The 14,761-nt window shown below is 42.8% G+C and carries 9 protein-coding genes and 2 riboswitches; of the genes, 7 read left to right on the top strand and 2 right to left on the bottom strand.

The features are described 5' to 3' along the window. Nucleotides 1-52 precede the first annotated feature (52 nt). Nucleotides 53-727 carry an NAD(P)H-dependent oxidoreductase gene (locus EGM68_RS02505; protein ID WP_058831366.1) on the top strand — a complete coding sequence of 225 codons (675 nt, stop codon included), beginning with the start codon at nt 53-55 and terminating at the stop codon, nt 725-727. 200 nt (nt 728-927) lie between these two features. Continuing rightward, on the top strand, nt 928-2,079 hold the full coding sequence (locus tag EGM68_RS02500) for a response regulator (RefSeq protein WP_058831365.1): 1,152 nt from the start codon (nt 928-930) through the stop codon (nt 2,077-2,079). A 99-nt stretch (nt 2,080-2,178) separates the two neighbouring features. Here the strand turns inward: EGM68_RS02500 and EGM68_RS02495 are convergent, their stop codons facing one another. Continuing rightward, nucleotides 2,179-5,250, bottom strand: coding sequence for a hybrid sensor histidine kinase/response regulator (locus tag EGM68_RS02495; protein ID WP_058711605.1), 3,072 nt, complete (start codon nt 5,248-5,250; stop codon nt 2,179-2,181). Nucleotides 5,251-5,396: 146 nt separating this feature from the next. Next, the gene (locus EGM68_RS02490; protein WP_129550281.1) at nt 5,397-6,653 is read right to left on the bottom strand and encodes a DUF445 domain-containing protein; all 1,257 of its coding nucleotides are present in this window, start codon (nt 6,651-6,653) and stop codon (nt 5,397-5,399) included. 583 nt (nt 6,654-7,236) lie between these two features. Between EGM68_RS02490 and EGM68_RS02485 the strand changes: the two genes are divergently transcribed. The 5 genes from EGM68_RS02485 to EGM68_RS02465 all read left to right on the top strand — a co-directional run bounded on the left by EGM68_RS02485 (nt 7,237) and on the right by EGM68_RS02465 (nt 14,723). After that, nucleotides 7,237-8,112, top strand: coding sequence for a helix-turn-helix transcriptional regulator (locus EGM68_RS02485; RefSeq protein ID WP_040102309.1), 876 nt, complete (start codon nt 7,237-7,239; stop codon nt 8,110-8,112). A 107-nt stretch (nt 8,113-8,219) separates the two neighbouring features. After that, a riboswitch (cyclic di-GMP riboswitch) is annotated at nt 8,220-8,298 on the top strand. Between the two features lie 40 nt (nt 8,299-8,338). Further along, nucleotides 8,339-8,420, top strand: a riboswitch (cyclic di-GMP riboswitch). 12 nt (nt 8,421-8,432) lie between these two features. Then, nucleotides 8,433-9,242: a transglutaminase-like domain-containing protein gene (locus EGM68_RS02480; protein WP_080771868.1), complete on the top strand. Its 810-nt coding sequence runs from the start codon at nt 8,433-8,435 to the stop codon at nt 9,240-9,242. 359 nt (nt 9,243-9,601) lie between these two features. Further along, complete coding sequence (locus EGM68_RS02475) at nt 9,602-13,213, top strand: LPXTG cell wall anchor domain-containing protein (RefSeq protein ID WP_129548593.1); 3,612 nt, start codon at nt 9,602-9,604, stop codon at nt 13,211-13,213. A 106-nt stretch (nt 13,214-13,319) separates the two neighbouring features. Then, on the top strand, nt 13,320-13,970 hold the full coding sequence (locus EGM68_RS02470) for a class D sortase (RefSeq protein ID WP_025679595.1): 651 nt from the start codon (nt 13,320-13,322) through the stop codon (nt 13,968-13,970). A gap of 51 nt (nt 13,971-14,021) precedes the next feature. After that, nucleotides 14,022-14,723 carry a GGDEF domain-containing protein gene (locus tag EGM68_RS02465; protein ID WP_025679593.1) on the top strand — a complete coding sequence of 234 codons (702 nt, stop codon included), beginning with the start codon at nt 14,022-14,024 and terminating at the stop codon, nt 14,721-14,723. Nucleotides 14,724-14,761: the final 38 nt, after the last annotated feature.

The following is a 14,761-nucleotide window of genomic DNA, read 5'->3' as shown; positions in this document are numbered from 1 at the left end:
GCAGAAAAACCATAGAGTACCAACTAAACCCATATCAAAAGGAGTACATTTTATGTCCAATACATCAGCTAAAAAGCAGGAAATTCTGGATGCCTTTTTATTCAGACATGCCACGAAGGAATTCGCCCCCGATCGCATCATACCTGAGGAGGATTTTCAATTTATTCTCGAAACCGGACGACTTTCCCCAAGCTCCGTAGGATTTGAACCGTGGCAGTTTGTGGTCGTGCAAAATCAGGCATTGAGAGAAAAGCTGGCGGCGGTTTCCAGTGGTGGTCAAAAGCAAATTCCTGCGGCCAGCCACGTCGTTCTGATTTTGGCACGTAAGGATGTTCGTTATGATTCTCCTTACGTGGAGTACATGTATAAAGAGGTTAAGGGGATGTCTGACGAAGACTTTGCCTCTCTACCAGGCCGCTATAAGATTTTCCAAGGTGAAAACCAACGTCTGCTGGAAAACGAACGCACGTTATTTGACTGGGCCTCCAAGCAAACCTATATTGCCTTAGGCAATATGATGACAGCGGCAGCTCAGATCGGCATCGATTCCTGCCCGATTGAAGGCTTTAACTATGATCAGGTACATGCCATTTTAGAGGAAGAAGGATTGCTTGAGAACGGGCTGCTGGATATTTCAGTCATAGCCGCCTTCGGTTATCGTGCTCATGAACCCAAGCGGGAAAAATCCAGACAACCCCTGGAGAAGGTCACACGCTGGGTCCTGTAAATATTCGTCCAATACTGTTAGTCAATCTTTAAGTTTGACACAATTTGAACAGGCGGGCTTGCGATCACTCATCTTAACGATGGCCCATCGCAGCCCGCCTCTTTATTTAAAATTTTTTCTTCTGCAACTGTTTGCTTATAGCCGTAGTCAAGTTATCCTATATAATAAGATGTATCTGCCTACAAAGGAGTACAGTACACGTGGAAAGATCAGAGATATTGACAAGGATTGTTATTGTCGATGATGAAGAGTTAGCTTTGGATTATATGAAGCGTCTGCTTGGCGAGTTACAAGGCATACATATTGCAGGAGCTTTTACGAATCCATTCGTGGCTAAGGACTATATTCTACTTGATGATATAGATATAGCTTTTTTGGATGTAAGACTTCCAGGGATCAGCGGAATTGAATTAGCACATCAAATTTTGGAGCACAAACCCCATATTCAGATCGTTTTTGTTACAGCTTACGATAAGTACGCTATTCAGGCCTTCGAACTTAACGCACTGGATTATCTGCTCAAGCCGGTCACGACAGAACGTCTTATCAAAACCATGAATCGCATTCTAAAGCGTGACGATCAAGCTGCCTCCATGCCTGAGAATCAGCCTTCTGTTCTCCAGTTACAGGTTTTTCAATATGTCGTCTTTACATTACCGGATCAGCAACCCACTGTTATTCAGTGGAGGACTAAAAAGACCCAGGAGTTGTTTTTGTACTTGCTCCAAAATCATGACCAATGGGTTCGCAAATCAGCCTTGATTGAATTACTATGGCCAGAATATGAAGAAGATAAGGCCTACTCTCTTTTATATACAGCCGCTTATTACATTAGAAAAACGATAGCGCCGTATCATTCCTTTTTAGAGATTTCCAATACTAATGGCGGTTATATTTTGCACACGCAAAACGTTCTGTTAGATACAGAAAGATGGGAGTCTCTCCTGGCATCCGCTCCACAGATGAACAAGGAATCAATCCCATATTATGTAAAAATGATGGAGCTTTACAAAGGGGACTATTTACAGGAATATGATTTTTGGTGGGTTGAAAGTGAACGCCAAAGGCTGCATAAAATGTGGTTATCCATATCATTAAAAATGGCAGAATGGTATAGAGGGAACTCCCAGCCTGAAGAGGCGATCTCTATTTATGAGGGCATCTGTAGTCGTCACCCCCAAGAAGAGGAAGCCTACTGGGGATTAATGAAGACCTATGCTGAGATGAATAAAAATAGCTTAGTGATCAAATGGTATGATTTATTATCATCCGTCTTATGGGAAGAGCTTCATGAGAAGCCCAATGAACAAATTACAAATTGGTTTAAAGAGTGGCAAATGGCTCATGCCTAATTTCACGACTGGGAATCATTCTCCGTACCCGTAGAGTCCCCATTAGAAGTGTCACTTACTTCGCCTCGTTCTGTATAGAGGACCTACGGGACAGAGATATTATATTTCTTGTCTTTGTACCTGGGGAACATGGAAGCTTACCGTTGTACCCTGGTTGGGAAGACTGCTAATAGATAATCCTTTACCGTATACTTGCTTCAAACGTCGATCTGTATTCCGTAATCCAATCCCGCTATCCTGTTCTTGATGAGGACTCAGCAGACGGTCCAGTTCCTCTTGACTCATGCCCACACCATCATCAATGATCGCTATTTCTGTTCCATCCTCCCGCTGCTGAATACGAATACACAATGTTCCTCCATCTATCCGATTCATGATACCATGCCTGATTGCATTTTCTGCAAGTGGCTGAATCGATAACGGTGGCAATAGCAAGTTTATCTGTTCGTCTACTTCCCATACAATATCTAGTCTATTGCCAAAGCGTTCCTTCTCTATATAAAGATAAGATTTCAGGAGAGCAAGCTCATATTCCAGTGATACGACTCTATCCAGATTTTGAGGGTTAAAGCTTGATCTTAAATATTTGCCGAATTCCTCAATAAGATTCACCATTCTGGTGTGATCCACATGACTTAAAGATGCAATGGTATTCAAGGTGTTAAACAAAAAATGAGGTTTGATTTGTGCCTGTAACCACGCAGCCTCCATCCAAAGCCTCTCCCTTGCGGACTTTTTAACATCAGTCAAGGCACGGACCCTTGATTTCAATTCCATGGAATCCACAGGCTTCATAATATAATCGTTGGCCCCTGCAAGAAATCCCGTATATAAGTCCTCCTGCTGACTACGTGCAGTCAACAGCAACACAGGCAGCTCGGAAATGCTAAAGTATTCCCTCACACGCCGAGTTAACTCATAACCCGACATTTGGGGCATCATGACATCGGCTATTATTAAATCCCATTCCCGATGATCCAGCCTATGCAAGGCATCCTGGGCACTGGTTACAGTGACAAGGTCGTAAGGCTCCGACTCCGAGGCGAGAATGCCCTCTAACACCCTTAAATTGACCGGATCATCATCTACTGCGAGTATGGCAGATCGTGCAGAGCCTGCTGCAACTTGCATCACAGCTTCGTTCTGTAGAGCTATAAAATTAGTATCTGCTTCTTCATCCATACATACCTGCTCGTTATCTCGTGATTCGTCTGGGGTAGGTGAGGGATCGAGCGGTAGTGTGAAAGAAAAGGTTGAGCCTTGACCAAGTTCAGAACTTACACTCAAAGATCCTCCATGAAGCTCCACCAATTGCTTGCTGATACTCAACCCAAGTCCAAGCCCATCCCCAATAACCGTCAAATGAGAATTTCCTTGTTCATATGGACGAAATATTCGCTTTTGCGTCTCCTCATCTATCCCAACGCCAGTGTCACGCACCTGAATACTGGCCATTTCGCCTTGGATGTGTGCGTGAACGGAAATAGTCCCCTCAGCAGTATGTTTAACAGCATTGTGAAGGAGATTGAACAGGATTTGGATTACTCGGTTTTCATCCGCTAATACATTCGGAAAATCAGCAGGGATGTTAACTACCATGTTTAAAGGTTTCCCATCTGTCATGAATTGAAGCATATCCAATACACCCGAGGCTACAGCCTTGGGCTTCAGGCTTCTTTTTTCCAGAATAATATCCTTTTCACGTAGACGTGTAACATCCAGCAAATCATTCAATAATAAGGACATACGGCGGCCGACCGTAACAAGCAATTGCATGTTTCTCCTGTTGGGTTCATCCAGGGCGCCGCCCCGGTTCTCCAACACAGTCTGTGCTATATTGATCATCCCATGCAGTGGATTTCGCAGCTCATGAGAGGTGTTGGCTAAAAATTCATTTTTCACCTGATCAGCGCGCTGCAATCTGTCCGACAGCCTTCTCAGTTCAGCATTCGTATTAAAAAATCGTTTGAACCAATAGGATGCAAATGCCACAAAAGCCAGCACAATATCCCAAGGGTAATAGGGGAGGTCATTCGTCTTGAAAATGCCCCACAGCATGCTGGATGCGATGCTAATGGATGCTAGCAACAGAAAAATAGCCTCTTTTTGCCCTCTGAATGTTCTAAGAAAAGCAAGGGAGGGAACTGTAGCACATAGAGTAATAGCCGGTAATGCGATAAGAACCATAAGAAATGCATACAGGCTGGATGCAGGTGCAAGTAACACCAAAATCGCAAAACAACAGTGGCCTATAAAAACAATCTGAATGATTCGGGATCGAACCAACAGAGACTGCGCCAGCTTCAGTACACACATGCCTATTCCAATGTAGGAAAGGGTGGTTATCTTTAACGAAAGACCCAGATTAATGGGGAACCAGTCCAATAAAAGCTTGTCATCGTCTGTCAGGATGGATAATACCGTGCAGATTACAATTCCCGCAAAATACAGAAGCGCCTTCTTTTGTGGATTCATAAAAAATATAACGACTATATATAACCCGTGAAGCAGCAAAATAATACATACCATAATTTGCATTGCGATCGTGAAGTTGGTTCGGCTATTCACAGCATCCGCGCTTCCAAAAATGATAGGCTTCATAATTCCTCCACTAGCAGAGAAATCAAAATTGGATACTTGGATGACAATCTCAATGGCCTGCCTGTTCGCATCAAACATGGCAGAGAATGGAACAGTTGATCCTATATGCTGTTCGACCTTGCTAGAGACCTGACCACTATGACTAATTAAACGACCGTTCACAAATATGTTGGATGCCGTACTGATCTTTCCAATCCGAAGTCCGTATAGAGTGTCCTCCGACCTGTCACTCAAAATAAGCAGCCGATAGGTTCCAACGCCATATGCCTTATGATCTACAGGAGATACCGACTCACTCCATAGTCCTGGTACCTGAATGGTCTGGCGCTGCTTCTGCATAAGTAAGGATTTCAGTTCGGCAGGAGAGGATAAAGTCCCAGGATAAAACTCCCACTCCCCATTTAATGGCAGGGTCTTTATCTCCTGCAGATTCAAGCCCCTCAGATCCAGAATTCCCGCCTTGGCCCGGGGATAATCCTGATTGTGGTAATAATCAAACCACAACAAACGCAAGCCGATAATCACGATCAGGAATGACAGCGTAATTAAAAAAAAGTTCCGCTTATTCATCTACTGGTGATCCGGCACCATATATCAACGTACCGTTGCCGGGCTCTCATCTGAACCAGCAGCATTGGATGGTGACCAATCCTCATAGTTTCACAACCTTATCTACACAAATTTCATTTATCGTTCCTTAGCTCAGATTGTCCGTGCTACTCAAGCAACATACGAACCCCAGTAAGCACAATTCCAATCAGAAAACCTGTAAGCGCACCGTTAATCCGAATCCATTGTAAATCCTGCCCCAGCTTGTCCTCCATTAAAGCGATCAGTGAGGCATCATCCATTCGATTTACATTTTCTCGAACCAGATTACCAATTTGGCTATGGTTTGCTTCCACTACTCCGGTAACACCTGCTACGATCCACGAATTGATCTTGTCCAGCAGCTCCGTATTTCTCCATAAATCAGACAGCATTTGATCCAGCAAAGGTACAATGTACGCCGTTACATAACTGGCATCTTCCATGTAATCCAGCAGATTACGACGAAGCTCTTCGAGCTTATCGGATATAGCTGCATCACCTTCCCAAGAATCAATAAAGGTGTTTTTCCAGTGATTCAGCCCCTCCCTGACCGTATCTTTGGCTGCCAGATGAATCAACTGTGTGTTGAACCCATCCAGGACGGCCTGACGACGCGGATGTCCTTCGTCTCGAAGCTCCGCTACGCGGTCCAGCAAAAAGTGACGAATCATCTCGCCCATACGCTCCTCATTCAAATAGCCAAGGAAAGCGTTCAGGGCAAACTGCATAAGCCCGCTGACCTGCAAGCCGCTAACAGCCTGCATCCCCAAGGTGCCTAGCGTAACCCCGGTGTCTGACCGCATTAGCCAGGACTCCGTCTGCTCCAGCGCATAATCCAACGCCCGTTGGTCATACTTTCGCTCGCCAGCTTGCCGGGCGAGCACCTCTAGCAATGGTCCTATATCGAATTCAGTCGCCTGTCGCTTAACCCCGGTTGCGATGGCCGGGGCCAGCTCTGCCAGCGGAATCGAACGGACAAGTTGCTTGGCAAGAACATCTATAAAAGTAACCGCTTCGGGCGTACGTATTCCTTTTTCCACACTTTTCAGCACCAGCTCTGCCAATCTAATCTCGGCAATTTTAGATGCAATACTTTCTTTATGAAGCAAATTATTCTCGACCGTGTTAACCAAGGCATCGGTCAGCTTTCCCCGATTTTTAGGGAGAAGCGCTGTGTGTGGAATCGGAATGCCCAGCGGATGACGGAATAACGCGGTTACGGCAAACCAGTCTGCCAACCCTCCTACAAGTCCGGCTTCAAAAGATCCGGCCAAAAGACGGGCCCAGCCAAATTGTTGAAAAGGTAACGTAGCAGCAAAGCCCGCTCCCATCATAACAAGTGACCAAGCTGCTGCGGTTTTTGTGTTTTTTGTTTTTCCCATCATGTAGTCCTCCAAACTAACTGTAAAATTTGTTTCATTACATCTGTAGTACCATCATATCATTGCCTGTGCAGATACCAAAGGTAACCATACTCTATTGTCAACAAATTGCATGATATTTAAAATTTGCACATTAGCTTAAATTGAGTTCGCATAACCACACTTATCCATACATTTTCGTGAACAAAATCACAACAATTAAGTTACAACTATTTTCTAACAAAATGAGCCCTTTGAATCATTTTGTCGAATTATGGTCCCATTTTTCTTGCAACCTAAAGGATAAATGCCTCAAAAAGTGGAATTGCAAGATTACGATATATTCATTGAGGAAATTAATTATTTCCAACCTCATTCTTTATTCCATCAATTTAAGGAATAAATTCCAGAATGACCTTATCCTTTTCAAATAGGTGCCTTCTGGTTAATTTTGTTATATGATGTATAACCCCAAATCGATACATGAATATACTTTAATGTGATAAAATAACCTTTGTAAATGGGAACTCCGGTTCTAAAAGGATATTCATGAAACAAACTACAATTGTCTTACTAAAATTGTTCTTTTGTAAAGGAATTGGATATGACAACAAACCAAAAAAATGCCCAGTATGTCTGGAGCGATGATCCAGTTGCAATTATATGTACACCCTCTGCTTTTGCTAAAAAATCCCTCTTTTATATACAGGAAATAGGCTATTTCAAAACAGATGCTTATGTAATGGAACGGCAAAAGCTCACCTCTTTTTTGCTCCTTTTTACTCTGTCCGGGAGAGGGGAATTACAATACCGGGGCAAGGATTATATATTGAAACCTCATGATATGCTTTTTATTAATTGCGAAGAATATGTACAGTACAAAACTTCCTGTCAGAAGACATGGGAGTTTATTAGTGTGAATCTATATGGCAATCTTATTGACCATTTCTACGAACAATTCGATAAACACAATAAGCCGGTAATTTCACTAAAGGATTCAAATACAGTACTGGACAAGCTGCGTACCTTATTACATGTACAGCCAGAACGAAGCTTATCCTCTGAACTGCTCTCATCCAGGATAATCGTTGACTTGTTAACGATTATTTTACAGCACCCCTACGCCAATCCCAATGCGAATTCAGATGGAACGGCAGAGGTGCGCAAGGTAAAGCAATATCTAGATCAATCCTATTGCGAACGGATCACGCTGGATTCGCTAGCAGAAATGTTTGGTCTAAACAAGTTCAACCTGGCTAAAAACTTTAAAAAACAGATTGGCTTTTCCCCTATTGAGTATCTTATTAATGTTCGTATCACGGCTGCTCAAAGCTGGCTTAAAACTAGTGATGTAGCTATTGTGGACATCGCACAATATGTCGGCATTCCCAACACAAGTCATTTTATCAATCTGTTCAAAGAGCACATTGGAGAAACGCCTCATTCCTATCGCAAAAAATGGGGAAACCGTATAAAATAGGTCTTATGTATAATCTCCAAGCTTGCTTTGTCGATAAATAGCGAAAATTTGAGATTTAAACTTGCCTAATAGAGTACCTAACTGATAGAATAATAGTACAAGCTATTCAGGATAAATGGCAAACTTGTCGAAAGGCAAGGACGCAAAGCTACAGGGCCTTCTGTATGATGGCAGCCAGCTACCGGTTGAAGTGGCTTTTTGTCGTGCTTATTTTTCCCGAAAACTTTATACGAAATGGCAAACCTGTCGAAAGGCAGGGACGCAAAGCTATAGGGCCTTCTATTGATGATGGCAGCCTGGCCACCGAAAGGAAGTTTTTTATGGGGAAAATGATACTTTCCACACTTCTCCTATTTTTCATGCTGTCCGCAATTCTCTTAAATTCGACAATTTACGCTGCTGATAGTGTTGCATGGTTGGACCAAAACAATGTAAATCATGGGACGGTCAGTGTGCGCTACCCTGTTAAACCTAACGTTAAAACCAAGATTTTGGTTACCAAAGATGCACAAAAATACTCTTATAATCTAACACCCGGGAAATCCGAAGAAGTATTTCCTCTCCAAATGGGTAATGGGAACTATAACATCAGTATTTTGGAACAGCTTAGTGGTAATCAATATAAAGTGATAGGACAAGATACGATCGAGTTAAAGCTAAACGATAGCAAGGCAGTGTATCTTAATTCCGTTCAAAATATTAACTGGAGTAGTACTAATCAAGCGATTCAAAAAGCCCGTGAGTTAACCCAAGGTGCAACAACCGATCGCGAGAAGCTGCAAAAAATCTATGACTACGTAATTAGTCATATCAAGTATGACTCCAATCAGGCCTTTGCCTTAACGACTGACTATCTGCCACAAATTGATCATACGTTAAGCTCTCAAAAAGATATTTGTTATGGTTATGCTTCACTGATGGCTGCTATGTTACGAAGTGTAGATGTACCAACCAAGCTGGTTATGGGCAAATCTTCCTACGTGGACGCTTATCATGCCTGGAATGAGGTCTACATCGATAATCAGTGGGTGGTCGTAGACACTACAGTAGATGCAGCACTGTATATGGGTAAACAGAAATTCGAAATGGTCAAAGATCCCTCCAAATACATTAAAACAAAGCAATATTAATATCAATGTTTTAAATTCATATTTATTAAAAAATGAAAAATAGAACTATATTTCTTGAAGAGCCTTGATCACATGATCAAGGCTCTTTTTCTATCCTTGTTGAGAAATTGTTGAGATGTGGCATGTATTCTAGTCCAGGAAGACAATGAGATTTCCAACCATTATCTAATTTCGAGACAAAAGGAGGAGGTTCATCCCCGAACATGAATTTTCATAAATTCTGAACAAGTAATTAATGCGGCTAACATAGCATCATATGAATGAATGATGAATATATAAATACAGTTCTCTCGACCTCGAAGGAATAACCATTAGCCGTTAAATAAGAGTATTTTAAGAATAGGAGATTTGTTTACCGTATGAGAAAAAAATGGAATACAGCAACGGTTGCGCTATTGCTCTTTTTGCAGTGTTTGTTCAGCACAACACAAGCTTATGCACAAAATCCCGACTCTACTCTGCCAGTGACCCCAGGAACCGATCCGGTTCAGAGTGTGACTAACGATGTTTATCCAATGCCCTCAGAGCCAATTAACATCCCACCTGCTGTCCCGGCTCCAGTCCCTGAACCAACTGCTGGCTCAACTTCTGAAGTTAGGGCAACTCAAGAAAGTATTTTAACCAAGCTAACCCTTACAGATTCTACTGGAAGTGTTATTGATGCAGTGTATAATCCCGATAGCCGTATTGATATTGGTTCCGCCATCCATTTAGGCTATGAATGGGAACTGCCGAACCATACGTATAAAGCTGGAGACACCTTTACCTTTCAATTACCTGAGCAATTCCAAATTTACACAGATATTACGTCTCCTTTGACGAATACAGATGGAGAAGTAGGTCATTTTACCGTAGACCGTCAAGGTAAAGTGGTTATGACATTTAATGATTACGTAGAAAGCCACTCTAATGTCAGCGGTAAGCTAGAGATCAAAACTGAATTTAGCACACAAATAGAAAAAGGCAGTACACAAGTTATTATTGCGATCCCGATCAAAGGCGGCGAGCAAACGGCTATCGTAAATATTAAGCCTGCAGCTGGCCCTACAATGGAGAAACAAGGAAAGTTTGATGGAAAAGACCAAATTCATTGGACAGTTAACGTAAATAAACACTTGGATCCTATCAAACACGCTGTAGTAACCGACCCAACTCCCCAAGGACTAGAACTAGTCAAGGACTCCATCCGGGTAAACCATTTACAAATTAATGTGAACGGAACCACCGTGCTGGGGGACACTGTTAGCGCAGATAAGTATACAGTAGAGGCTGATCCGGTTGTGCCGGGCTTCAGAATCCGTTTTAACGAGGAGAGTATTAACAGCGCCTACCGAATTCAATACTCCACAAACATAACAAGCGAGGATACTCGTTTCTCCAACACAGCCACTTTTTCAGGGGACGATGTGAGAGATACGTCCGCAACAGCTACAGTCACTGTTCAACGCGGGGATTTTTTAAGCAAAAAAGTGGAGAAATACGACCCAGTCACACAAACGATCTCATGGGCAATCAAATATAATTTTGCCAACAAAAAAATTCCCGCAGCTAAAGCCGCGTTAAGTGACCGTTTTAATAACAGCCAACAACTCATCATAAATTCACTTAAAGTGTATAAAGGGGATACACAGGATGAGCTCCCTGCATCCCAATACAGCGTCACTCCAGTTACTGACGATCATGGTACCAATGGTTTCAATCTGCTTTTCAATACGGATATTGAAGCCTCATATACCATCCGTTATCAAACAAAGGCTATAGATCGTGTAGTTAAAAATAGTAAAATAACGAACAGTGTAACTTCTGATGGGGTAACAAAAGAAACAACCACCGAACTGAAAAGTATAATTATCACCAAAGGCTATAAGGAACCGAACTATAACACCAAAACAATTCCTTGGGTCATTTCTATTAATGCGGATAAGTATACAATGGATCAAATCGTTATCGACGATGCCTTTCCGAATGGCGGTCTGGCCTTATTGCCGAACACATTGAAGATCCAAAGCGCGGACGGAAAAACAACACTAACATCACCGACAGACTACGAACTGATCCCTCTTACGCTGGATTACAAAAAAGGGTTCACTATACGTTTTCATAAAAAGATTCAAGACACGTACACCATTAACTACACAACTACCTTTAACAATGAATGGAAAATCGACAAAACCAAGCCGGACTTTTGGAATAAAGCCTCTATCACTTGGTTATACAACGGAACAACACAAACTGCTGAGGCCGAAGCTCGATTATGGCCGGACAATATGACCCAGCAAAATGGGGCGAAGTCAGGTAGTTACAATGCCAGCTCCAAGCAAATTACATGGGACATTAAGGCCAACTATAACCGCAAAACTCTGAATCATGCTGAAATTAGGGATACCTTGTTACAAGGGCAAAAACTGGTCCCAAATTCAGTTAAAGTGTACGATATGACCCTGCTCGGGTGGTGGAATGGCGTACAAAAAGGGGGCGAAGTGCCTTCGAGCCAATATACTCTGGTTTTACCTTCCGCCGCTAACAACAACGAGCTGAGCATCCAGTTTAACCAGTCCATCAACTCTCCTTACTGGGTTACTTTCCAAACAACATTGGAAGGAGAGCTTATTGATAAAGAGATTAACAATAACGCTCTGCTTATGGATGGAAAAAATGTAGATTCGGAATGGACTGCCAAAGTGACTGTGCCCCACGGTGGAGAATACGTGACAAAGTCCGGTGCTCAGAATGGAAATAAAATCGACTGGAACATCCATATCAATGAAGGGCAATCCCATGTCTCCAACGCGAAGATCGTGGATACGCCCAGCAATAATCAAATTCTGATTGAAGATTCCTTTCATCTATACTCCACCAAAGTGTCTGCCAACGGAGAAGCTGTTAGGGACACTGAGTTAGTCAAGGATCAGGATTATAAGCTAAAAATAACAACGACTGCTCAAGGTCAGCAATCCTTTGAGCTTGCCTTTGCGAAGGCTATATCATCAGGTTATATTTTGCAATATCAATCCTTTCTTCAAGCTGAAGACAAGGCAAAAGTGAGCAATAAGGTTAATTTCGAGGGCGACCGTTTGACCACCGAAATCAGGGAAACAAGTAAGGAAATTACCGTGCGCACATCCTCTGGTTCAGGATCAGGAGGAGGAGTTACGGGAAGTCTGGAGATTACCAAAGTTGATGAGGACGATCACAATAAGGTTCTATCCGGGGCACGTTTTGCACTCTATGACAAGAATCAGAAAAGAGCACCTCTTGTCCAAACTACCAATTTGGACGGGAAAATCGTATTTTCTTCATTGAGTTATGATGACTACATCCTGGAGGAGCTTACTGCTCCTGAAGGCTACAAAATAACAGCGCCAAAAACAGAAATCAAAATAGATACAACTATCAAACAAAGTTCAGGCATTAAACAAATCGTAATCACCAACAAAAAAGACACTCCTGTTGATCCGGGTCCGGGTACACCTACTGATCCAGGTACGCCTACAAACCCAGGTACGCCTACCGATCCGGGTACACCTACGAGTCCGGGCTCAGGCAAAAAACATGATAAGGACCCTGAAATAACTGAACCTCCGGCGACGCCTGTTACGCCCGTAACAACCGAAGAGCCGAAAATTATTGAGGATGAGGATGTTCCGTTGGGCGTTCCGGTTATTGAACAGCCACCTGTAGAACCAGAGGCGCAACCATCCGCTGAACCAGGGGTGCAACCTGAGACACCGGAAGCCGATCCTCACCAGGAGCCTTCTCCGCCCGTGAAGATTGAAGAAGACCCAGTACCTAAGGGTGTAATCCGCCTACCCGCAGAAAAACCAGAGAATCCAAGTGATCCGGGTCATACACCCAAGGTGGATACATTGCCAAAGACAGGAGAAAACAGTCCTGCTCCCTTCTATGTAAGTGGCATGTTCTTAATTCTTCTGGGGGCCTATCTGGGTTATAGACGAACGCATAAAAAATAAATAACATTTTATAATCAAAAATCCCCCTTCTCAGCTCATCACTAGCGAGAAGGGGAATTATTTTACATGTCCGATCTATGGATTACTGTATTAGGAGGCTTTTCAATTGCGTAAGCTGGCATACGTGAGCATCATGTTAGGAATCATCATTATGTTATTTCCTACCGCTAATGAATGGTTGGAAAATCAAAAGCAAAAAGAGCTATTACAGGAAGCTGAATCATTATCAAATACAGATACATCGACACTGACTCCCGAAATGATGAAAGGCTATACAAATTTGTCCAATTGGCTGACAAATACTGCAGCAGTGGATGGGCCACAATTGTCTCAAACCACTCCCCCATCGTCAGCTTCAGAGCAAGCCCCAATCGCTACAATCCAGATTGATCGTATCGGGCTGGAACTTCCTGTACTCGAAGGTGCAACCCAACAGCATATGAGATATGCAGCCGTACATATGTCGGAAACTGCGACACTCGGCCAGGTGGGGAATGCTGCCATAGCCGCTCATCGCTCACGAACAACTGGACGTTTATTTAACCGGCTTAATGAGGTGAAAATCGGAGATCAGATTCTAATTCACACTCGGGGTGAAAAATACGTATACAAGGTCTACAACATCTCAGTCGTCACTCCTTCAAATGTCTCCGTTTTAAAAAGCATCAAGAAACAAAAGCTTCTCACACTAATTACCTGTGACCCTCTTGTAAATCCGACACATCGACTCATCGTTCATGCCAGACAACTAACCTAATGCCGCTAATAGAAGCGGAATAACCTATAAACTATATTGGTGGTGACCCCATTGAGTATATCTTTAACAGCCTTACTTCTAATCGGTCTAACTTTGGCGCTGTGGATATATACGTTAATTTTTTTACATTCTGTGATGATGGAAAGAAATTTGCTGCGGAAACTTGCCTATCAGGACCCTGTAACGGGTCTATTCAATCGGAATGCACTTGAGCTATTTTGGAAACGAAGCAACGGCAAGGAAGCCTTTGCTATTATGTATCTTGATCTGGATGGATTCAAAGCCATTAATGACACATATGGACATCAAATCGGTGATAAGCTGCTCAGACGGGTAAGCGATCATTTACTCCAGGTAACAAACTCCCATCAGAAAGCTTTTCGAATCGGTGGTGACGAATTTCTACTCATTATGAAGGATTATGATGCCGATCAGGTCACAGTTCTGGCAGAACTGCTGCTGCAAAAAATCAGCGTTCCTTATAACATCCAGGGAATCAATCTTCAAGTTACAGGTAGCATCGGGATTACTATGCATCCTTCTCCGAAGAAGCCCCTGCCTTCTTTACTGAAAGAGGCCGATATCGCCATGTACCAAGCGAAAGGAATGGGGAGAAACCGCTATGCTGTATACCAGAGGATCAAACAGAGGCCAAACGTCAGATCATATGGTACTGCACGAGTGATAAAGTTTGCAGCTGGTTTTCGAAAAAAAACAAAGATCCAAAGTATACAACAAATGGCAGCTCTCTAACACTAACAAAAATACCCGTAACAACAAATCAGGCGGGT

It is taken from the genome of Paenibacillus sp. M-152 (assembly GCF_003856555.1).
Classification (GTDB): domain Bacteria; phylum Bacillota; class Bacilli; order Paenibacillales; family Paenibacillaceae; genus Paenibacillus; species Paenibacillus polymyxa_C.
This window is presented reverse-complemented; position numbering and strand designations above follow the sequence as displayed.

Coding starts and splice junctions, on each gene's coding strand:
- EGM68_RS02490 (WP_129550281.1), bottom strand. CDS start 6,653: ATGGGAAAAACAAAAAACACAAAAACCGCAGCAGCTTGGTCACTTGTT.
- EGM68_RS02480 (WP_080771868.1), top strand. CDS start 8,433: ATGGGGAAAATGATACTTTCCACACTTCTCCTATTTTTCATGCTGTCC.
- EGM68_RS02485 (WP_040102309.1), top strand. CDS start 7,237: ATGACAACAAACCAAAAAAATGCCCAGTATGTCTGGAGCGATGATCCA.
- EGM68_RS02475 (WP_129548593.1), top strand. CDS start 9,602: ATGAGAAAAAAATGGAATACAGCAACGGTTGCGCTATTGCTCTTTTTG.
- EGM68_RS02495 (WP_058711605.1), bottom strand. CDS start 5,250: ATGAATAAGCGGAACTTTTTTTTAATTACGCTGTCATTCCTGATCGTG.
- EGM68_RS02505 (WP_058831366.1), top strand. CDS start 53: ATGTCCAATACATCAGCTAAAAAGCAGGAAATTCTGGATGCCTTTTTA.